This is a genomic window from Streptomyces sp. NPDC052023 (assembly GCF_044548465.1).
GTDB lineage: Bacteria > Actinomycetota > Actinomycetes > Streptomycetales > Streptomycetaceae > Streptomyces.
The window spans coordinates 229,359-250,046 of sequence record NZ_JBIUBW010000002.1; the positions used below are offsets into that span (position 1 = coordinate 229,359).

A 20,688-nucleotide genomic window follows, 5' to 3' on the forward strand; every position below is an offset into this window, starting at 1 on the left:
TGCGGATGGCGAGCCCGGCTTCGGCTCGCGGGGCGGGGCGGGCTTCGGTGCGGATGGCGAGCCCGGCTTCGGCTCGCGGGGCGGGGCGGGCTTCGGTGCGGATGGCGAGCCCGGCTTCGGCTCGCGGGGCGGGGCGGGCTTCGGGCAGGGTGGGTCTGCCTCCGGAATGGGCTCGCGCGGCCGGTACGAACACGGGGCCGGTGCCGGAGGCGTGCCCGGGCAGGGCTCCGGTCCCGGAGACGGACCGGGGCGTGCTGCTGCCGCGGACGGTGGCCGGGGCCACGGTTTCGGACCGGCCGGTGGTTACGGCCACAGCGGTGGTTTTGGCCCGGGCAGTGATCAAGGCCGGGCCATGAATGAGAGCTGGAGCGGGGATCCGGGTCAGGGCAGCGGTCAGGGCTGGGACGGTCATCAGGGCCGGCACGGTGGACACGGCGCCGGTCACGGCCACGGTGACGATCCGGACCACGGTGAGGGGTACGGCCACGCCGGGCCGGCTGGAGGCCCACCACAGGGCCGTGGGCCCGGCGGCGGCCAGCAGGGCTCGGGCAGTGGACAGGGACCCGGCAGTGGCCAAGGACGCGGCCACGGGCACGACGACGGCCCGGGGCACGGCTCCGGCGGCGGACAGGGTCACGGCCACTCGCACAGCCACGCCCACGGCCCCGCTGCCCCCGTCTCCATGCACCTGCGCAAGATCATCGCGGCGGTACTCATCCCCTTCGCCGCCGCTGTCGTGGTCGGCCTCGCCGTTCTGTGGCCCGGCGGTGCTCCGCCGCACGAGCGCACCGGCGTCGGCTTCGACCGGCAGACCCAGCAGGCCACGGTCACCAAGGTCGAGGAGCTGCCCTGCGACCGCGTCAACGGCTCCGCGGCCACACCCAACGGCGACACGTCCACCGCCGAGGGCTCCTCGGCCCAGCAGCAGGCGGACGGCACCTGCAAACGCGCGACGATCCGGATCGACACCGGCGAGGACAAGGGCCGCACCTTCACCGAGATCGTGCAGCCCGACCAGTCACGGCAGTTGCACCAGGACGAGAAGGTGGTGGTCGCCTACGAGCCCTCCGCGCCCGAGGACCTGCAGTACTCGGTCACCGACGTGAACCGCCGCCTCCCGATGACAGTCCTCGCCGGCATCTTCGCCCTGGCGGTCGTGGCCGTCGGACGGCTGCGCGGTGTCATGGCGCTGATCGCGCTGGCCATCAGCTTCCTGGTGCTCAACTTCTTCATCCTGCCCGCGATTCTCCAGGGCTCGAACCCCCTCGTCGTGGCGGTGGTAGGGGCGAGCGCCATCATGCTGATCGCGCTCTATCTGTGTCACGGCCTGTCGGCCCGAACATCCGTGGCCGTGCTCGGCACGCTGATCTCGCTGGTGCTGATCGGCATCCTCGGTCTGGTGTTCATCGACTGGGCGGCGCTCACGGGCAACACGGACGACAACACCGGGCTCATTCACGGCCTGTACCCGTCGATCGACATGAGCGGTCTGCTGCTGGCCGGCATCATCATCGGCTCGCTCGGTGTCCTGGACGACGTGACGGTGACCCAGACCTCAGCGGTCTGGGAGCTGCACGAGGCCAACCCCACGATGGGCTGGCGCGGACTGTACCGGGCGGGCATCCGTATCGGCCGCGACCACATCGCCTCCGTCGTCAACACCCTCGTCCTCGCCTACGCGGGCGCCGCACTGCCGCTGCTCCTGCTCTTCTCCATCGCTCAGAGCAGCGTAGGCACGGTTGCCAACAGCGAGCTGGTCGCCGAGGAGATCGTGCGCACACTGGTCGGCTCGATCGGCCTGGTGGCCTCGGTGCCGGTCACCACGGCGCTCGCGGCCCTGGTGGTGTCGGCAGACCGGCCCGGCCAGACGCCCGGCACGGCGTCGGCCGCCGGCGGTGGCGGCGAGGCTCCCGTTCCGGCCCGCACGGGCAGGGGGCGACGGCGCAAGCGTTGAGCGCCGTCGACGCCGGCATCCACGGCGCCGCGTCACGCCCCCGGGCGTCCCGGGCGGCCCCTCACCCTCTGGACGCCCGGCAGAAGCGTTCCTGCACGGCCGGTTGCCACGGCCGTAGCCGCAACTACCGCGCGCCGCGAGCCGCCCAGCAAGCCGGGCCGGCTACCCGGCCACCACAAGCCGCAACTCAGGCCTCACACAGCCACACATAGCCTCAGCCGGGCACACCGACCCCACTCACCCCAGGCGAAGCGTTACACCACGCTCTCCCATGGCGCGGCTCACCCCGCGCTCTGCTCCTCCGCCAGAATCCGGTCCAGCGCCTCGTCGAGGTGCGCGTCGAAGTCGGCGAGGGTTCCCTCCTGGCCCAGCGGCACGAGCTTGTCCGTGCGGTCCAGGAAGGCGACCAGCGGTGCCGTGGAGGAACGGAACAGCGCCTGGTCGCTGCCCACCTGAAGCCGGATCAGCACATCGCCCAGCGACTCGGGTTCGACCGGTGAGACCCGCACATCACCCTCCCCGCACGGCCGCCCGACCCCGTCGATCAGCAACTCCCGGCCGAAGGCCCAGGTCACCGGGGCATCCCCGGGCAGATGAAAGGTCAGCCGCACGGCGTAGGGATCGCACGTCTCGTAGCGCAGCTCCACAGGGATGCGGAAGGAGAGCTCCTCCGAAACGAGAAAGCTCATCATGACCTCTGCCTGTACGGACTCGCGCATCGCCTACCCCGTCACTTGCCGCTTCGATTGGCCGGGAATGAAACCTCTGATACCTGGTGGCATCTTGCTGAAAGTACACACCAGATCACAAGGAGTGAGTTTTCAGATACTGATAGAGATCGCGAGTGACCCGAGTGCACGGCCCACCTCGCGCTGCAACTGCCGTACCGCGGGCAGCAGTCGGTCCGCCTGATTACTGGGAAGGGAGATGGCCATCGTTCCGGCCATGTCACCCACAGTGATCGGAATCGCGGCGCACACCGTCCCCAGTGCGTACTCCTGGCGTTCGGTCACCGGTTCCATCCGGCTCGTGCGTTCGAGTCGTTGCAGCAGGGTTCGGCTGTCGCGGACGGTGTACGGGGTGATCGACTGCACGGGATGACGAGCGAGATGGTCCCGGCGGATGTTCTCGTTCAGCTGGGACAGCAGGCACTGACCGATGGCGTGCGCGTGGCCGGTCTCGCGGAAGTCGGCCCATTCCTCCACCGCCGGGTTGCCGGGGGTGTCGGAGACACACATGATCTCGATCTCGCCGTCGCGGTAGATCGCGTAGTAGACGGGCACCCCGATGGAATCCCGCCAGCGGGCCATCGTGTCGGTGACCGTGCTGCGACGTTTCTGCGCGGCTCCACTGCTGCTCAGCCTCTCGGCCGCCTCACCGAGGAAGAACAGCCCTCTCTCCCGGCGCAGATAGTCCTCGTGCGCCAGGGTGCGCAGCAGGTGGTACGTCGTGGGGAGCGCCAGGCCTGTCTCGCGGGCCAGTTGCTTGGCGGGGGCGCCGTACTCGTGCGAGGCGACGGCCTCCAGCAGGCGGATGGCGCGCTGCACGGAGCCGATGAGCGTGGCGTTGTGCGGGGACGTGGGGGGTGAGCAGGGATCTGCGGGTGCGGTGTCTGCCGTGGCCAAGGGTCACTCCCGAAGCGCGAGGGGGGGCAGCCCGTGCAGGGGTAACACGGGAGGGGGTGTATGGGTTCGTACGCCGCTCGCGGGGCACTCCCCGCGTCGAGTTCCGGACTCTATTGGCCTGCCACCGCTCGCAGACCCTCCGCCCGGGAAACTTCCCTCCCCCGAGGGAACCGGCAGTTGTCGCTGCCGGTTCCCGTCACCCACTCCTCTTACCAGTCGCCCCGCGACGAGGAGCCGGCCGTGAACTTCCGTACGACGTAGATGAGTCCCCCGACCAGTGCGACGAAGACCAGCAGCTTGAACAGCAGTCCGATCACGAAGCCCACGACGCTGGCGATCACGCCGCCGAACACGACCAGAGCGATGACCGGCACCGCGATCCACTTCACCCACCACGGCAGACCCGCGAAGATCTCTCGCATCGCCCTTGTCCCTCTCTCTGCCCGACGGCCGCACGGCTCCCACTGAGCCCTGCGGTCCCGCCAGGTCCTTTGGTGTCCTGCCTCGATGCTATGGCCGGCCCGACGCCGGACGGGGGCCTCGCAGCCCTTGTCCTCCCCTGACCGATCCCCTAGGGAATCCGAGGACGCGGAAGCCGGAAACCCCTAGCCCGCAGGTCGGTTCACGGCCCGCGGTCAGGTCTCGGGCGGCGAGAAGACCACGACTACCCGCAGGTCCTCGCTGATGTGGTGGAACTTGTGTGCCACTCCGGCCGGGACGTACACCACGCTGCCCCGGGCCACCTCGGTGGTCTCCAGGCCGACGGTGATCGCTGCACGGCCGCTGACGACGAAGTACACCTCGTCCTGGTTGTGCGGTTTCTGCGGGTCGTGCTCGCCCGCGTTGAGCGCGTACAGACCAACCGACATGTTCCGCTCGCGCAGAAACTGAAGGTAGGCGCCGTCGTTGGCGGCGCGCTCCGCCTCCAGTTCGTCCAGCCGGAATGCCTTCATCGCTTCGTCGCCCTCACACCCGTACTCGTATCCGATCTCGTCTGCCACGATCAGACACATGATGAATTTTGCAGTCAAGACGATTGCCAACGCGGGCGCCCTGGCGGTCGCCGTATGGCTGCTCGACAAGATCACCCTGACCGGGGACAGCACCGGGAAGAAGGTCGGCACGCTGCTCGTGGTCGCGCTGATCTTCGGCCTGGTGAACGTTCTGGTCAAGCCGATCGTTAACCTGCTGAGCCTGCCGCTCCTCATCCTCACGCTCGGCCTGTTCACCCTGATCGTCAACGCCCTGATGCTGTTGCTGACCTCATGGCTCGCCGACAAGCTGGACTTGAGCTTCCATGTCGAGGGCTTCTGGACGGCCGTCCTGGGCGGCCTGATCATCTCGATCGTCTCCTGGGCTCTCAACGTCATCCTGCCCGACCGGGACTGAGCCCCATGACCTACCGCATCTGCTTCGTCTGCACCGGCAACATCTGCCGTTCCCCGATGGCCGAGTCCGTCTTCCGGGCGCGGTCGGCGCAGGCCGGGCTGGACGGGCTCGTCGAGGTCGACAGCGCCGGCACGGGCGGCTGGCACGAGGGTGAGCCGGCCGACCCACGCACCGTGGCCGTGCTGGAGGCACACGACTACGACGGTGCGCACATCGCCCGGCAGTTCCAGCCGTCGTGGTTCGCCCGGCTCGATCTCGTCATCGCACTCGACACCGGCCATCTGCAGGCGCTGCGCCGCCTCGCTCCCACCGAGCAGGAGGCGGCGAAGGTGCGCCTGCTGCGCTCGTACGACCCCGCCGCCGGCGACGATCTCGACGTCCCCGACCCCTACTACGGGGGAGGGGAGGGCTTCGAGGAGGTCCTTGAGATGGTGGAGGCGGCGAGCACGGGACTGCTCGCCGCGGTACGCGAGCACGTGGAAGGACGGGCGGCATGAGTGATTCGGCAGGCGGCACGGGCGCGGGGCGGAGCATCGGAGAGGGCACGCGCGCGGTGCGGGCGGGGCTGCCCGAGCCGGTGAAGCACGAGCCGACCCTGCCGGGCCCCGTGTTCGCCGCCCACTTCCATCTGCCGGGCGACCCGACGGGAGGGTACGCCTACGGCCGCGACGAGAATCCGACGTGGACGCACCTCGAGCGGGCGATCGGCGAGCTGGAGGCGCCCGGCACGTCCGGCGCCGAGACGCTCGTGTTCGCCTCCGGGATGGCCGCCATCTCCTCGGTGCTCTTCTCGCAGCTGCGCGCGGGTGACGCGGTCGTACTGCCCAGCGACGGCTACCAGGTGCTGCCGCTGGTGCGACAGCAGCTGGAGGCCTACGGCATCGAGGTGCGCACCGCCCCTACCGGCGCGGACGCTCAGCTCGGCGTCCTCGACGGGGCGAAGCTGCTGTGGATCGAGACCCCCTCGAACCCCGGGCTCGACGTGTGCGACGTCCGGCGCCTCGCCGACGCGGCGCACGCGCGTGGCGCCCTGGTCGCCGTCGACAACACGCTCGCCACACCACTCGGGCAGCGCCCCCTGGAGCTGGGCGCGGACTTCTCCGTGGCCAGCGGCACCAAGCAGCTCACGGGGCACGGCGACATCCTGCTGGGCTACGTCGTCGGCCGCGACGCCGAGGCCATGGCCGCCGTACGCCGCTGGCGCAAGATCGTCGGGGCGATTCCGGGACCGATGGAGGCCTGGCTCGCGCATCGCTCGATCGCCACACTCCAGCTGCGCGTCGAGCGGCAGAACGCCGGTGCCCTGGCGGTGGCCGAGGCATTGCGGGACTGGCCCGAGGACCTCGGTGTGCGCTATCCGGGACTGATGAGCGACCCGTCCTACAAGATCGCATCGGAGCAGATGCTCCGCTACGGGTGCGTCGTGTCGTTCACGCTGCCCACCCGCGCGCGTGCGGACCGTTTCCTGGACGCGCTGCGACTCGTCGACGACGCGACCAGCTTCGGCGGGGTGCGCTCCACCGCCGAGCGCCGGGCGCGCTGGGGAGGGGATGCGGTTCCGGAAGGCTTCATCCGGCTGTCGGTCGGTGCCGAGGATTGCGACGACCTCGTCGCGGATGTGCTGCGCGCGCTGGCCGAGTCCGCGCCATGACCGCTTTCCGGACACCCTGGGGAGGTCCGCCTACGTAGACCGGACGGTCCGAGCCTCCCCCCTCGTGGCTCGGACCGTCCGCGGTTCCGCCGCCAAGAACCGCGCGACCAAGGCTAGTTGACTCTCTGTCAGTGTCCAATCACAGTAGCGACAGAGACCTATCGACTTATTTATAGTTGGGCCCTGCTTCAGGGGTGGGAGCAGCGCACGGAAGGGGTGGGCGCGCCATGGATCTGGCCTTGCTGCGCACGTTCGTGACCGTGCACCGGGCCGGCTCCTTCACCCGTGCCGCCGCCCTGCTGGGTCTCTCCCAGCCGGCGGTCACCTCCCAGATCCGCACCCTCGAACGGCAGCTGGGTCGCCCCCTCTTCCTGCGACAGGCGCGCGGCGTGACGCCGACGACCACGGGCGACGAGCTCGCGCACAAAGCCGCTCCGCATCTGGATGCGCTGGTCGAGATCGCCGAGAGTGGCCTCGACGACGAGTCCTCACTGCGTACGTTGCATCTGGCCGGTCCTCCGGAGTTCACCGCCGAACGGGCGCTGCCCGCGCTCGTGGAACTGACCGGGGAGGACGGCCAGGGGTTCGCCCTGCGCGCCTCCTTCGGCAACGCGGAGGAGACGCTGGAGGGTTTGGCCGCGGGGCATCATGATCTGGCCATCAGCACCGCCCGGCCGCGTGGCGCCCTGCTCACGGCGACTCCGCTCTGCGACGAGGAACACGTCCTGCTCGCCGCCCCGCGCTGGGTGAAGGAGATCGACGCCGGGACCCTGCGCCACAGGGGCGCTCCCGCCCTGGAGAACCTCCCCGTCGTCGAGGTGCACGAGTCGCTGCCGTTCGTGGCCCGGTACTGGGCCTCCGTCTTCGACTCCCGTCCCGCCGCGTCAGGAACCGTGATCGTCCCCGATCTGCGGGCCGTCCTGGCCTGCGCGGCCGCGGGGGCGGGGCTCGCGGTGCTGCCCCGCTACTTGTGTGCCCCTGCCCTGCGCTGCGGCGATGTGGTCGCGCTGCATGAACCGGCTGTGCCGCCCCTGCGCACGTACTTCCTGGTGGTGCGCACCGGAACGCTGGCCATGCCGCACATCGCCCGGGCGCATGAATGGCTTCAGCGGGCGGCTGTCGACTGGTGCTGACGGGTGCTTCATCCGGCGGTGCGGTTGCGCTGTTGACCGGCGGCGGCCCTGGCGCAAGGCACCTTCACTCACCGGGCCCGCAAGGTGACGATCCGCGATGTTTCACGTGGAACATCGCGGGCCACATTTCTCCCATGACCGTCCGACCCGTGGTCAAGCGCACCGCCCGCGCCGTTCTCCTGGACGGTGACGACCTGATCCTGATCAAGCGCACCAAGCCGGGCGTCGATCCCTACTGGGTCACCCCCGGCGGCGGGGTCGAACCCGGTGACCCCACCGTCGTCCACGCCCTGCACCGCGAGGTGTATGAGGAACTGGGCGCCAAGATCACCGATGTCGTGCCGTGTTTCGTCGACACCGTCGAGCACATCGGCGAGGACGGCGGCGCGACCGGCGTGAAGGTGCAGCACTTCTTCGTCTGCCGGCTCGAGTCCATGGATCCGTCCCTGCGGCACGGTCCCGAGGTGGAAGAACCCTCGGGCGAGTACGAGATCGTGAGAGTCCCGTTCACCCGCGTCGGAATCGCCTCCGTGCACCTGGTGCCGTTGTCCCTACGGCACTACCTCGACGGAAACATCGAGGGCGTACGAGCCATGCACGCCCCTGACCTGGGCTGAGCGGCCCCTGATCGGCGCTCTGCCCGCACTGCCGTCCTCCTCGTGTTGCGGCGGTCAGCTTCCGGTGGCGACGAGTTCCTCGAGGGAGTCGTGCCGTATGCGCTCGAACGGGATGCCTACGTCCCTCAAGGCGTCCACGCCGCTGCGGATCATGCCGGGCGGGCCGGAGAGATAGGCGTCGTACTCGTTCCAGGGGCCGTACTGCCTTACGGCGTCGGGGAGCTGAAGGTGCGACTGCTGGTCGATGATCGCGCGTACCGAGAGCCAGGGGTGAGCCTGCTGGAGCCTGAGCATCGTGTCGATGTCGTACAGGTCGTGGTCGGTCCGAGCGCCGTAGAACACCTCGACCGGCCGCCGATCGCCGTGCTCGGCGACGTCCTCGACCAGGGCCTTGATCGGCGCGATGCCGGTGCCGCCGCCCAGGCACAGCAGTCCGCTGTCGGTGGTGTGGTCCACGGTCATCGAACCGGCCGGCGGGCCGAGGCGGATCACGTCGCCGGGCCGGGCGCGGTGGACCAGGGCGTTGGAGACCCAGCCCGCCGGGACCGCCTTCACGTGGAAGCTGAGCAGGCCGTCGGATCGGGGTGACGAGGCGAAGGAGTAGTGGCGCCAGACACGCGGCCACCACGGTGTCTCCAAGCTGGTGTACTGCCCCGCCAGAAAGGGGTAGGGCTGGTCCGGGCGGACGGTGACGACGGCGACGTCGGGCGTCCTGAGGTCGTGCGCGACGACCTCCGCGTGCCACCAGGCCGGGGAGCGCAACTCGTCCGAGGCTGCCGCATCGATCATGATCTGCGAGATCGTGGTGTAGGTCCGTATCCAGGCCGCCTCCGTCTCGTCGTTCCAGACGGACTCGGCATACCGGCTCAGCGCGCCGATCAGGCACTCGCCGACGGCCGGATAGTGCTCGGCCTGCGTGCCGTACTTGCGGTGGCCACGGCCGAGGTTCTGCAGGTAGGGGACGAGCACGTCGGTGTTGTCGATGTGCTCGGCGGCGGTGAGCAACGCCTTCAGCAGGCGGTCCCGCTGGGCGTCCATCGCGGCGGGGAAGAGGGGCCGCAGATCCGGGTGGCGCACGAAGAGCAGTGCGTAGAAGTACGAGGTGACCTTGTCGGCGACGGGAGCCACCGTGGACATGGTGCGCCGGACGAGGACGGCGTCCGGAGAGGCGTCCTGCGCCCCAGAGGCGGCCGGTTCGGCGTTGGGAGCCGGGCTGGGAGGTGCGGCTTGCTCGGTGCGGAGACCACCAGGTGCGGCGTCCGAGTGCGAAGCCGGGGTGGGGTGTCCGGGCGCGGGTGAGTCCGGGGTGTGGCGGTTCGCCTGCGGGGCGGGAGCCGGAGCGGGGCCGGGTGCCTGCACGTGCGAGGCGCGGCCGGGCGGCTCTGTGTACAGAGCCTCAGAGCGCTCGGCCTGCGGGGCAGGAGCCGTGGATGACGTGCCGCCGTCGGCGAAGGGGGACGGCTCTGTGTGGTCCGCGTGGTCTGCCGGGGCGTGGCGCTGGGTGGGCACACGGTACGGGACAGGCGGTGCCTCGGTGGTGGCTGTCGCGCGCTGGTCGTAGGAGCGCGCTTCGGTGCGGGTCGAGGGCGGCGCGGGTGGGGACGCGGCCGCCTGGCCTATTCGCCCGAGGTCGGCCGCAAAGGCGGGGGCATCGGTCCGCATGTCGTGAGTCTGTGACGCGGCCCAGCTCCCCGTGGGGGCTGTCTGCGGGGCTTGCGCCTGTCCGGGCGGCTCTGGCTCGTACGCCCGTGCGTGCGGCTCAGAGGGCGGTGCTCCGGCCGGTGAGCCCGAGGTAGCCGCCTCCGGCTCCCGCCTCCACGAGGATGCCCCCGTACCGCGTGCCGGCGGTCCCGGCTCGGTGTCCGGCACAGGACCGGTGGCTCGGCCTCCGGAAGCCGGGGTGCTCCGACCGCCGGCGGCCGGATCCGGCGCGTGCGGCCGGGACAGTGCCTCCGTGACGTACGGCCGGGCAAGCGGCACATCGGCTTCGAGAGGTTCCTCCGCCTGCGTGTGCGGCGAGTTGGCGTGGGGTGCGGCCTCGTCCACGGGCGCGCCCGAATCGGCGCCGGGAGTGGCCCTGCCCACCGTACGCATGCCTGCCAGGCGGCTGCCGTCTGCGGCATCCCGCTCGGTGCCCTGCGCCGGCGCCGGCTTCCTGCGCGGCGTGAACCAGCCGCCCCCGCCGTCCGAAGTGCCGTTGTCGGCCGACGTGGTGGTCGGAGCGTCCATGGTGTGCCTCGCCTCGAACATCTTTCGGTCGGTCTGCGCACTTCCTCAGTCGGAAGATGCCTGCTTCCACCGCAGCCGGTTGCTCTTCCCGTTCGGCGTCGCTGCCAACGCAGCCATAGTCAACCCTTGTCCCCGATCCGTACGGACAAGTAGGAAGAGAGTGTGACATTGGCCGCAGTGTTCTCGCCGAGCGTCCCACTTCCTCCGGGCACCCGGTCGCTTAGCCGAGAATGCGGGTTTCGATCTCTCCGTCCCGTTAGGCTGCATTGCCTTGCTCTCGGCCCCGACGGGAAGGATGCTCCGCCTTCCGTGCGGGAACCGGAGTCGACCCTACCGGCCCCCGCCCCGCACACAAGTCCCCCCTTGCGTGCCCACGAATTTGACGATGGGGAGATCCAGCGATTCCCGCAATTACTGGGCGTGCCGCACCAATTCGTAGGCATCCCACAGATCCTTCCCGGCGTACGAGTGGGTCGCGAGGCCGGTCAGGTGCCGGTCGGCATTGACGGCCACGGAGACGGGGACGACTCCGAAGAGTTCCTTGTCCGACGACGAGTCCCCGTACGCGACACAGTCCGCTCGTGTCACTCCGAACTCCCGGCACAGGCGGTCGGCGATGAGGACCTTGGCCGCGGCGCTCAGCACCCCGGTGGGGTCCAGAGGCTGGGTGAACGGAACGGCGGGGAACAGCGAACCGTGCGCCGCGTGCGCGCCCCAGCCCGTGAGCCGTTCGACGAAGAACGAGGGGGACAGCGACACCACCGCGCAGTAGTCACCCTGGCGCCTGATCTCCGCCCAGACTTCGCGGATGCGCCTCAGCCAAGGCGCTGCCTCGAAAGCCGCCACCACGTGCGCCTCGGTGAGGCCGCTCCACAACGCGTGTACTCGGTGCGCGTACTCCGGCGGGCCGATCAACCCTGCGGCAATCTCCCGTTCCAGCGCAATTGTTTCAGGCTCCAGCCCGAGTTGCCGGGAAATCTCCAGGGGAGCGGAGGTGCCGTGGAGCAGCGTGCCGTCGAGATCGAAAAGATGGAGTCTCGCCATGACAACGGAGGCTAGTGCGGCATGCGTCGGGCTACTCGCTGGTCGGCCCGATCGACGGGACTGATGGACGCTCGTCGTTCGCCGATGTTTCACGTGAAACACCACGCGCTTGTCCCCGCGTCCAGCCGCACTTGGCCCAGTTGGCCAAAAGGACGTACGTCTCTGCCGAAACAGGTGGACGTCAAGGGCACCCGTCAGACAGCCTGACCTGCGTGCCTACTCCTTCCCTCGCTGCTCTGCCGATCCGCCGCCTGACCCGTCGCGACCTCAAGGCCTGCGCCGACTTGTCCGAGGACCGGGGGTGGCCGCGCGAGGAGCACAAGTGGGGCTTCCTCCTCACCGCGGGGAAGGGGTATGGCATCGACGACCCCCAGGGAGGGCTCGTGGCCGCCTGTGCGGTCACCGAGTACGGGCCACCGGAACACCCCGAACTCGGAGCCGTCGGCATGGTTCTGGTCGCCGAACGGTATGCGCGGCAAGGAGTCGGGCGCCGGTTGATGCGGCACGTGGTGTCGATGATGGGCACCACACCACTGACCCTGCATGCGACGCCGAACGGTCGGCCGCTCTACGAAGAACTCGGCTTCAAGGTCACGGGCCGCGCAGAGATGCTGCGCGGCCTTTTCGTGCCCGGCGGCCCCGAGCCCAGGGTGGGCACCCGTCCCGCAACCGGCGAGGACCTCTCCACCATCCTCCGTCTTGACGCCGAGGTGTTCGGCGCCGACCGCACGCACATCATCACGCGTCTGCCCGCCTTCGCCGACCACGTGCGTGTCGCCGAGGAAGACGGCCGGATCATCGGCTACGCGGCCGTCTGGCCCAACATGGAGACCCATGTCGTCGGCCCGTTGATCGCGCGGGACACGGAGGCCGCCAAAGCGCTGATCGCCTCGCTCGCCGCCCAGACGGAACGCCCCTTGCGCACCGACATCGACGTCCGCCACGAGGAGCTTCTGGCGTGGGTGAAGGAGCGCGGCCTGGTATCGGTCGCCTTCAACGCGGTGATGACGTACGGGGTGTCCGAGCTACCTGGTGACTGGAGCCGGCGCTTTGCCCCGCTGACGGTGGCTGCGGGCTGAGGACCGACGAAGACGCCGGCCCCTCGGGGACCGGCGTCCAGCGTGGCGCGGGACTTCTCTCAGGCGAGCCTCTCCACGGCGGCCGTGGCGAAGCCGTGGTCCTGCTCAGGCGCTCCGCCGCCCACTCCGATCGCACCGATCAGGCGGCCGTCGCGGTGGATCGGCAGACCGCCCGCGATGAACAACAGCGGCCGATCGAGAGCGGTCTGCAGCGAGTGGAACGGCCCGTCGGGCTTCACCAGGTCGACGAGGTCGGCCGTCGCCGCGTTCAACTGAAGGGCGGTGTACGCCTTGCGGGTGCTCGTCTCCCCGGAGATCAGTACGGCTTGGTCGTCGCGCCGGAATGCCAGCAGATGTCCGCCCGCGTCCACGACGGTGACGCTGACGGTCACTCCGGCTGCCTCGGCGGCCCGGTGGGCAGCGGTGACGAGAACCTCGGCGTCATGGATGGTCAGAGGCGCGACGGCGGTGGTGGTACTCATGTCGGTTTCTCCTTACGCGTGGTGCTGGTGAGGGATCCGGCGGCGCGGGGACGGCCCTGGCCCCACGTGGGCCCGGCTCCCGATCGGTGACGCGGGGACGGTTTGAGAGCTTCGACGGGCGTACGGCCCGCTGGGTCCGGCAGGCAGTGTCAGCGGTGGACGGCGGCGCGCTCCTCGGCAGGGACACCGGCAGCGACGACGGCACTGGGAGTGCTGTCACGACGCTCCAGCGCGGCCGAGACGACGGCGAGGAGCAGAGCCGCGGCGGCGAGGATGGCGCCGACCCAGTTCGGGGCCGTGTAGCCGAGTCCGGCCGCGATGACGACGCCGCCGAGCCAGGCGGAGAGCGCGTTGCCCAGGTTGAAGGCGCCGATGTTCACCGCGGAGGCGAGAGTCGGGGCGCCGTGCGCCTGGTCGAGGACGCGCTTCTGCAGCGGCGGTACGGTCGCGAAGCCCAAGGCGCCGATCAGCGCGATGCTCACGGCCGAGAGGATCTTGTCGTGTGCGGTGAGTGTGAAGAGCGCGAGTACGACCGCGAGGGCGCCCAGGGAGACGTAGAGCATTGGCATCAGGGCCCGGTCGGCGAACTTGCCGCCGACGAGGTTGCCGCCGACCATGCCAAGGCCGAAGAGGACCAGCAGCCAGGTGACGGAGCCTTCGGCGAAGCCTGCGACGTGGGTCATCATCGGCGCGATGTAGGTGATGGCCGCGAAGACGCCGCCGAAGCCCAGGACGGTCATCGCCATGGCGAGCAGTACCTGGACGTTCTTGAAGGCGGCGAGCTCGTGCCCCAGATGCACACCCTCGGGCTTGGGTACCTCCGGGACGAGCTTGGCGATGCCGGCCAGACCGAGGACACCGAGCGCCGCGACGATCGTGAAGGTGACGCGCCAGCCCAGGGACTGGCCGACGAGCGTGCCCAGGGGGACGCCGACGACGTTGGCGACGGTCAGGCCGGTGAACATCATCGCGATGGCCCCGGCCTTCTTGTCCGGGGCGACCAGTTCGGCGGCGACCACCGAGCCGATACCGAAGAAGGCACCGTGGGCGAGTGAGGCGACCACGCGGCCGACGAGCATCACGGAGAAGGCGGGGGCGAGGGCGGAGAGCAGGTTGCCGATGATGAACAACCCCATCAGCACCATCAGCATCCGCTTGCGGGAGATCTTGGTACCGAGCACGGTCATCAGCGGTGCACCGAACATCACGCCGAGTGCGTAGCCGGTCACCAGGAAGCCGGCTGTCGGGATGGAGACCCCGAAGTCGATCGCGACCTCGGGCAGCAAGCCCATGATCACGAATTCGGTCGTGCCGATTCCGAAGGCCCCGATCGCGAGAGCCAGAAGCGCGAGAGGCATGGAGGATAACCTTCCCAGAAGATTGCAGGAGCGCTTTACGTGCGTACACAATAGTTGCAGACGCGGGCTATATGCAACCGATGACTATTGCGCTGTTGCTCTATCCTGGATTCAGCCGCTCCGGGACGGAGGAACCCCATGACAGCGACGGACCCCGCGCTCACCGCCCTCGCCCAGGGCTGGTGCGCCCTCTCTCTGCTGCACGGGAGGATCGAGGGGCACATCGAGCGCGCCCTGCAGGCTGGGCACGCCCTCAGCGTGCGCGAGTACTCCCTGCTCGACGTACTCAGCCGGCAGCACGACGGTGACGGTGGGCATCTGCAGATGAAGCAGGTCGCGGACGCGGTCGTACTCAGCCAGAGCGCCACCACGCGACTGGTCACCCGCCTTGAGGATCGCGGCCTGCTGGCGCGGTATCTGTGCCCCACCGACCGCCGCGGCATCTACACCAACGTGACCGAGGCGGGCCTGAAACTGCTGGCCGAGGCGCGGCCGACCAATGACGCCGCCCTGCGCGAGGCGCTCGACGAGGCGGCGAAGATCCCTGAGCTGGCTCCGCTGGTCCGGGTCGTGGAGTCGGTCAACGTGCCCGCATAGGGTGCGAGCATGGGAGATCTTGAAATACGAGCCGCGGTCACGGAGGACCTCCCCGTGATCGTCGGCATGCTTGCCGACGACCCTCTCGGCGCGCAGCGCGAGTCACCGGACGACCTGACCCCCTACCGGGCCGCGCTGGAACGGCTCGCTGCCGACGCGAATCAGCACCTCGTCGTCGCCGTGCGAGGGGATCGCGTCGTGGGCACGCTTCAGCTCACGATCATTCCCGGCCTCTCCCGACGTGGAGCCACCAGGTCAATCATCGAGGGCGTCCGTATCCACAGCCGCGAGCGCGGCAGCGGGCTCGGCACCCAGCTCATCGAGTGGGCTGTCGAGGAGTCCCGCCGCCAGGGCTGCCAGTTGGTCCAGTTGACGTCGGACACCTCCCGCGTCGACGCCCATCGCTTCTACGAACGGCTCGGCTTCACGGCCTCCCACGTGGGTTTCAAGCTCCAGCTCTGAGGCTCGGGAGTACGACGGACAATGCACACCGGAAGGGCACTGACCATCAAGAGTGCGCCACACGTCGTAGGGCCATGTTTCACGTGAAACATGGCCCTTGCCGTGCACCGGAGCGTGGACCCCTAACCGATCCCCCGCCATCCGTCCGGGTCCACTCCACCCGGCACTTCCGCCGTCTCCTCGTACGGCTGGCGTGTGAACACGAACGACCCGAGGTCCAGATGACTCACCGACCCGTCCGCCCGCCGTACGGGCCGCAACAGCTCTCCGGCGTAGTAGCCCTCCAGGCCGGTCCAGGTGCCGTCCCCGTTGGCCCGGAAGCGTGCACGACGTCCCTTCCCGGACAGCGGCTCCAGCGACACCCCACCGCCTCCCGTCAGGCGTAGCCCGAAGGCGTAGGTACCCCAGTACCACTGGCCCGCCAACTCCAGCACGGACGGGTCGGCTTCGGGTAGCGGGCGCCACGGTTCGGGGATCCGCGGCTCGGCCTCGGCGACGGTGCGAACAAGGTCGGCTCCCACCAACGACAGAAATGGACCGGAGGTGCAGTTGGCAAGCACCACCACGGCGACGTCGTCCGCGACGCTGAGGGTGAGGTTCGCGAGGAAACCGGGCAGCGAGCCGGAGTGGCCCACCAGCAGCCGGCCGTCCCGGTGCTGAATCTGCAATCCGAGTCCGTACGCCGCCCCGTCGGCCAGGTCCGTGGCTTCGGCCGGTGCCGCTGGTGCCCGCATCTCCCGTACGGTCTCCGCACTCAGCACTCGTTCGTCGCCCTCCGCGAGGAATACGGCGAACCGTGCCAGGTCTCCCGTGGTCGACCACAGCTGACCGGCAGGCGCCATCCGGCCCAGGTCCTCAGCAGGCTCCGGCAGCAGCACATCGGCCCAGGGGTGAACCGCCCAGCCACCGGCGTGCGGGGCGGACGGCTGCCCACTCGTCCGGTCGAGACCCAGGGGTTCAAGCACCTCACGTCGCAGCACCTCCTCCCAGGGAGCGCCACGAAGCTTCTCGACGAGCGCGCCCAGCAGCGTGTAGCCGGGGTTCGAGTAGTGGAAACGCCGCCCGGCCGGATGGAGGAGGGGCCGGTCACCGAGCACGTCGGCCAGTTCCGGGCGCAGCGATCCCGGGCTGCGCTCCCACCATGGCGCGGGGGACTCGGCTGCCAGCCCACTGGTGTGCGCCAGCAGTTCGGCGATGGTGGCCTCGCCGGCACCCGTACCCGGCAGATGCTTCTCCAGCCTGTCGCCGAGGTCGAGAAGGCCCTCGTCACGCAACCGCAGTACAAGGACCGCGGTGAACGTCTTGGTGATGGACCCGATCCGGTACTGCACGTTCCCGTCCGGCAGTTCGCCGTCCACCGACGAGCGCGCCCCCTGCCAGACGGTACGCCCGCCCCGCACGACCGCCGCGACCATGGACGGGGCGCGTCCCTCGGACTGGGCCACCGCGAGCCGGTGCAGCAACGCCCGGCGGGTACCGGGGAGCAGTTCTTCCTGAGCTGTTGTCATGCCCCCAGTCCATCCGGCCGGACGGCGGACGTCCAGCACATTCTGGACCTGCACGTGGACCGCGCCGAGTGCCAGATGAGCGGGGTGGGGATCAGGTCTGGGCCATGTCCACGAACCGCGAGTAGTGGCCCTGGAAGGCGACCGTGATCGTGGCGGTCGGACCGTTTCGGTGCTTTGCGACGATCAGGTCTGCCTCGCCTGCCCGGGGCGACTCCTTCTCGTAGGCGTCTTCGCGGTGCAGCAGGATGACCATGTCGGCGTCCTGCTCGATGGAGCCGGATTCACGCAGGTCGGAGACCATCGGCTTCTTGTCGGTACGTTGCTCGGGACCACGGTTCAGCTGCGAGAGCGCGATGACCGGGAGTTCCAGCTCCTTGGCCAGGAGCTTGAGGTTCCGGGACATGTCCGAGACCTCCTGCTGACGGCTTTCGGCGCGCTTGGAGCCGCCGGACTGCATCAGCTGGAGGTAGTCGATGACGACCAGCCGAAGGTCGTTGCGCTGCTTGAGGCGGCGGCACTTGGCACGGATCTCCATCATCGACAGGTTCGGGGAGTCGTCGATGTAGAGGGGGGCGGCGGAGACGTCCGGCATCCGTCGCGCCAGCCGCGTCCAGTCCTCGTCGGTCATCGTGCCGGAGCGCATGTGGTGCAGCGCGACACGGGCCTCGGCGGAGAGCAGACGCATCGCGATCTCGTTGCGCCCCATTTCGAGCGAGAAGATGACGCTCGGCAGGTTGTTCTTGATCGACGCGGCTCGGGCGAAGTCCAGTGCCAGCGTCGACTTACCCATCGCCGGACGCGCGGCGATGACGATCATCTGGCCTGGATGGAGACCATTGGTCAGAGAGTCGAAGTCGGTGAATCCGGTGGGCACACCGGTCATCTCACCGGTGCGTGACCCGATCGCCTCGATCTCGTCGAGCGCGCCCTCCATGATGTCGCCCAGCGGCAGATAGTCCTCACTGGTGCGCTGCTCGGTGACGGCGTAGATCTCGGCCTGGGCCCGGTTGACGATCTCGTCGACGTCGTCGTCGCCCGCGTATCCCATCTGCGTGATACGAGTGCCTGCCTCCACGAGGCGGCGCAGGACGGCCCGTTCGTGGACGATCTCCGCGTAGTACTCGGCGTTCGCCGCGGTCGGCACCGTCTGGACGAGCGTGTGCAGATACGAGGCGCCGCCGACCTTGTTGATCTCGCCGCGCTTGGTGAGCTCGGCGGCGATGGTGATGGGGTCGGCCGGCTCGCCCTTCGCATAGACATCGAGGATCGCCTGGTAGATCGTCTCGTGCGCCGGCTTGTAGAAGTCGTGGCCCTTGAGGATCTCCACGACGTCGGCAATGGCGTCCTTGGACAGCAACATGCCGCCCAGCACGGACTGTTCGGCATGGAGATCCTGCGGCGGAACCCGCTCGAAGGAGGAACCTCCGCCGTCCCAGCTGTCGTTCTCCCGGCCCCGCTCATGCTGTTCTTCTCGGCCCCGGCCGCCTTCCGCACGGCGGCGGGAGGGCAGACGATCACTGGGACCGCTGTCGGCCCACGGGTCGTCCAAGGGCTCGGAAATACTCACCGAGCCACCTCCTCCCGTCCGCCGAGCGGACCTCTCCATGCCCCTCATTTCTACGGCACGGCACTGACAACTAAGAGGCCCGGCTCCGGTTCTGACGCGTCGGTTTTGTGACGGTTTCACGGGCTGGCGGAGGGAGCGGGCGCCGGACCACGTTAGGCCCCCCGGCACCGTCAGCCAATCTGGTTATCCACAGGCCATGTGGACGACGGGCCGGATGCTGTGGAGAACTCCACGAAACCTGTGCACGACACGGTGGACAGGGCTGTGAACAAGCCCGCACCGCTTCACCGGAACCGGCTCTGACCTGCAGCTTTCCCATCCACCGGCTGTGCAGAAGAAAAACTTTCCCAGTCGGCCCAAGATCGCTTCGAACAGTGCGCGACACTACACTCCGCAACAAGATGAGTAAGGGTCACAATTGCTTTGCGTCTCTTACCTGTGGAAGATTAGATTGGTGCTCATGACACAGGCTCCCGCGACCTCCAAGGCTGCCCGGCGACATCACGATCGGGAGATCGTCTCGCTGGCCGTCCCGGCCTTCGGCGCACTGGTCGCCGAGCCCCTTTTCGTCCTGGCCGACAGCGCGATCGTCGGCCACCTCGGCACCGCTCAACTCGCCGGACTCGGCATCGCCTCGGCGCTTCTCACGACCGCCGTCAGCATCTTCGTCTTCCTCGCCTACGCCACCACAGCGGCCGTGGCCCGGCGGGTCGGCGCCGGGGACCTACCGGCAGCGATCCGCCAGGGCATGGACGGTATCTGGCTGGCACTCCTGCTCGGCGCCGGCGTCATCGCCGTCGTCCTGCCCACCGCACCGTTTCTCGTGGAACTCTTCGGCGCCTCGGAGACCGCAGCCCCCTACGCGACCACATATCTGCGCATCTCTTCCCTCGGCATCCCCGCCATGCTCGTCGTTCTCGCCGCGACCGGAGTCCTGCGTGGCCTGCAGGATACGAAGACACCGCTCTGGGTCGCCGTAGGAGGCTTCGTCGCCAACGGCGTCCTCAACGTGGCGCTCGTCTACGGCGCCGGCCTCGGTATCGCCGGCTCGGCCTGGGGAACCGTGATCGCCCAGTGCGCCATGGCTGCGGTCTACCTCGTCGTTGTCGTCCGCGGGGCCCGCAGACACGGCGCCTCACTGCTCCCGGACGCCGCCGGGCTCTGGGCCTCCGCGCAGGCCGGGGCGCCCCTCCTCGTCCGCACACTCTCGTTGCGGGCAATCCTGATGATCGCGACAGCTGTCGCCGCCCGCCTCGGTGACGCCGACATTGCGGCCCACCAGATCATTCTCTCCTTGTGGAGCCTGCTGGCCTTCGCGCTCGACGCCATCGCCATCGCCGGGCAGGCCATCATCGGACGCTACCTAGGTGCCGACGATCCCCAGGGAGCGCGCGATGTCTGCCGACGCATGGTGCAGTGGGGCATCGGGGTCGGTCTTGTACTCGGCGTCCTTGTCATCGTGTCCCGGCCGGCCTTCCTCCCTCTGTTCACCAGTGACTCCGCCGTGAAGGACGCCGCTCTCCCCGCCTTGCTGGTGGTGGCGCTCTCCCAGCCGATCTGCGGAGTGGTCTTCGTCCTGGACGGCGTCCTGATGGGAGCCGGCGACGGCCGCTATCTCGCCTGGGCGATGCTTCTTACTCTGGCGATCTACACCCCTGTGGCGCTTCTCGTGCCCACCGTCGGTGGTGGCCTCACGGCGCTCTGGGTGGCCATGACGCTGATGATGACCGTCCGCATGCTCACCCTGTGGCTGCGCACCCGCTCGGGCCGCTGGCTCGTCACGGGGGCGACCCGCTGATCGGGCGTTCGGAAGGGGGCAGGAGGCGGAGTCGTGCCCGCCTCGCTGTTTCACGTGAAACAGCGGCTGCTTCACGTGCAACAGCGGGACTGCTTGCCGATGTTTCACGTGAAACGCCGACCCCTTCGACGACCAACGGGGCTTCGACATGCGAATGGGGCCGCGCCCCTGAGGGTGCGGCCCCACTCCCTGCTT

General features: G+C 69.2%; 20 protein-coding genes and 1 pseudogene. 10 read left to right on the forward strand and 11 right to left on the reverse strand.

Features of this window, described 5'->3' with window-relative positions; translation table 11 throughout:
• Positions 1-313 (reverse strand): annotated as a pseudogene (locus ACIHCM_RS05155) (hypothetical protein); the annotation flags it as partial.
• 39 nt (positions 314-352) lie between these two features.
• On the opposite strand from ACIHCM_RS05155, the gene ACIHCM_RS05160 reads away from it, so the two are divergent.
• Positions 353-1,954 carry a YibE/F family protein gene (locus tag ACIHCM_RS05160; protein ID WP_399889299.1) on the forward strand — a complete coding sequence of 534 codons (1,602 nt, stop codon included), beginning with the start codon at positions 353-355 and terminating at the stop codon, positions 1,952-1,954.
• A 281-nt stretch (positions 1,955-2,235) separates the two neighbouring features.
• Here ACIHCM_RS05160 and ACIHCM_RS05165 read toward each other — a convergent pair whose 3' ends face one another.
• The 4 genes from ACIHCM_RS05165 to ACIHCM_RS05180 all read right to left on the reverse strand — a co-directional run bounded on the left by ACIHCM_RS05165 (position 2,236) and on the right by ACIHCM_RS05180 (position 4,532).
• On the reverse strand, positions 2,236-2,673 hold the full coding sequence (locus ACIHCM_RS05165) for an SsgA family sporulation/cell division regulator (protein ID WP_399889302.1): 438 nt from the start codon (positions 2,671-2,673) through the stop codon (positions 2,236-2,238).
• A gap of 102 nt (positions 2,674-2,775) precedes the next feature.
• Entirely contained in the window at positions 2,776-3,579 is an 804-nt protein-coding gene (locus ACIHCM_RS05170; RefSeq protein WP_399889305.1) for an IclR family transcriptional regulator, read from the reverse strand.
• A gap of 209 nt (positions 3,580-3,788) precedes the next feature.
• Positions 3,789-4,001, reverse strand: a complete 213-nt coding sequence (locus tag ACIHCM_RS05175; protein ID WP_393114046.1) for a DUF5326 family protein — start codon at positions 3,999-4,001, stop codon at positions 3,789-3,791.
• Between the two features lie 213 nt (positions 4,002-4,214).
• Positions 4,215-4,532, reverse strand: coding sequence for a cupin domain-containing protein (locus ACIHCM_RS05180; protein WP_399890545.1), 318 nt, complete (start codon positions 4,530-4,532; stop codon positions 4,215-4,217).
• 58 nt (positions 4,533-4,590) lie between these two features.
• Between ACIHCM_RS05180 and ACIHCM_RS05185 the strand changes: the two genes are divergently transcribed.
• The 5 genes from ACIHCM_RS05185 (at position 4,591) to ACIHCM_RS05205 (ending at position 8,369) form a co-directional block, all read left to right on the forward strand.
• Positions 4,591-4,968, forward strand: a complete 378-nt coding sequence (locus ACIHCM_RS05185; protein ID WP_399889308.1) for a phage holin family protein — start codon at positions 4,591-4,593, stop codon at positions 4,966-4,968.
• A gap of 5 nt (positions 4,969-4,973) precedes the next feature.
• Entirely contained in the window at positions 4,974-5,465 is a 492-nt protein-coding gene (locus ACIHCM_RS05190; protein WP_399889312.1) for a low molecular weight protein-tyrosine-phosphatase, read from the forward strand.
• The gene (locus ACIHCM_RS05195) at positions 5,462-6,619 is read left to right on the forward strand and encodes a cystathionine gamma-lyase (RefSeq protein WP_399889315.1); all 1,158 of its coding nucleotides are present in this window, start codon (positions 5,462-5,464) and stop codon (positions 6,617-6,619) included. The genes ACIHCM_RS05190 and ACIHCM_RS05195 overlap by 4 nt, the downstream gene beginning before the upstream one ends.
• 227 nt (positions 6,620-6,846) lie before the next feature.
• Positions 6,847-7,752: a LysR family transcriptional regulator gene (locus ACIHCM_RS05200; RefSeq protein ID WP_399889318.1), complete on the forward strand. Its 906-nt coding sequence runs from the start codon at positions 6,847-6,849 to the stop codon at positions 7,750-7,752.
• Between the two features lie 134 nt (positions 7,753-7,886).
• Entirely contained in the window at positions 7,887-8,369 is a 483-nt protein-coding gene (locus ACIHCM_RS05205; protein WP_399889322.1) for an NUDIX domain-containing protein, read from the forward strand.
• Between the two features lie 54 nt (positions 8,370-8,423).
• On the opposite strand, the gene ACIHCM_RS05210 is transcribed toward ACIHCM_RS05205, so the two are convergent.
• Together ACIHCM_RS05210 and ACIHCM_RS05215 are read right to left on the reverse strand one after the other, a co-directional pair.
• Positions 8,424-10,031, reverse strand: coding sequence for a globin domain-containing protein (locus tag ACIHCM_RS05210; protein ID WP_399889325.1), 1,608 nt, complete (start codon positions 10,029-10,031; stop codon positions 8,424-8,426).
• A 978-nt stretch (positions 10,032-11,009) separates the two neighbouring features.
• Positions 11,010-11,642, reverse strand: a complete 633-nt coding sequence (locus ACIHCM_RS05215) for an HAD family hydrolase (protein WP_399889328.1) — start codon at positions 11,640-11,642, stop codon at positions 11,010-11,012.
• A 212-nt stretch (positions 11,643-11,854) separates the two neighbouring features.
• On the opposite strand from ACIHCM_RS05215, the gene ACIHCM_RS05220 reads away from it, so the two are divergent.
• Entirely contained in the window at positions 11,855-12,721 is an 867-nt protein-coding gene (locus ACIHCM_RS05220) for a GNAT family N-acetyltransferase (RefSeq protein WP_399890548.1), read from the forward strand.
• 59 nt (positions 12,722-12,780) lie between these two features.
• Here the strand turns inward: ACIHCM_RS05220 and ACIHCM_RS05225 are convergent, their stop codons facing one another.
• Entirely contained in the window at positions 12,781-13,203 is a 423-nt protein-coding gene (locus tag ACIHCM_RS05225; RefSeq protein ID WP_399889332.1) for a heme-binding protein, read from the reverse strand.
• Positions 13,204-13,352: 149 nt separating this feature from the next.
• A complete protein-coding gene (locus ACIHCM_RS05230) occupies positions 13,353-14,561 on the reverse strand; it encodes an MFS transporter (protein ID WP_399889335.1) in 1,209 nt (402 codons plus the stop codon).
• Positions 14,562-14,699: 138 nt separating this feature from the next.
• Between ACIHCM_RS05230 and ACIHCM_RS05235 the strand changes: the two genes are divergently transcribed.
• Complete coding sequence (locus tag ACIHCM_RS05235; protein WP_399889338.1) at positions 14,700-15,158, forward strand: MarR family winged helix-turn-helix transcriptional regulator; 459 nt, start codon at positions 14,700-14,702, stop codon at positions 15,156-15,158.
• A gap of 9 nt (positions 15,159-15,167) precedes the next feature.
• Entirely contained in the window at positions 15,168-15,620 is a 453-nt protein-coding gene (locus ACIHCM_RS05240; protein ID WP_399889341.1) for a GNAT family N-acetyltransferase, read from the forward strand.
• A gap of 122 nt (positions 15,621-15,742) precedes the next feature.
• Here the strand turns inward: ACIHCM_RS05240 and ACIHCM_RS05245 are convergent, their stop codons facing one another.
• Positions 15,743-17,128 carry a serine hydrolase domain-containing protein gene (locus ACIHCM_RS05245; protein WP_399889344.1) on the reverse strand — a complete coding sequence of 462 codons (1,386 nt, stop codon included), beginning with the start codon at positions 17,126-17,128 and terminating at the stop codon, positions 15,743-15,745.
• Between the two features lie 91 nt (positions 17,129-17,219).
• A complete protein-coding gene (gene dnaB, locus ACIHCM_RS05250) occupies positions 17,220-18,695 on the reverse strand; it encodes a replicative DNA helicase (RefSeq protein WP_399889347.1) in 1,476 nt (491 codons plus the stop codon).
• Positions 18,696-19,155: 460 nt separating this feature from the next.
• On the opposite strand from dnaB, the gene ACIHCM_RS05255 reads away from it, so the two are divergent.
• Positions 19,156-20,493, forward strand: a complete 1,338-nt coding sequence (locus ACIHCM_RS05255; RefSeq protein WP_399889350.1) for an MATE family efflux transporter — start codon at positions 19,156-19,158, stop codon at positions 20,491-20,493.
• Positions 20,494-20,688 lie beyond the last annotated feature (195 nt).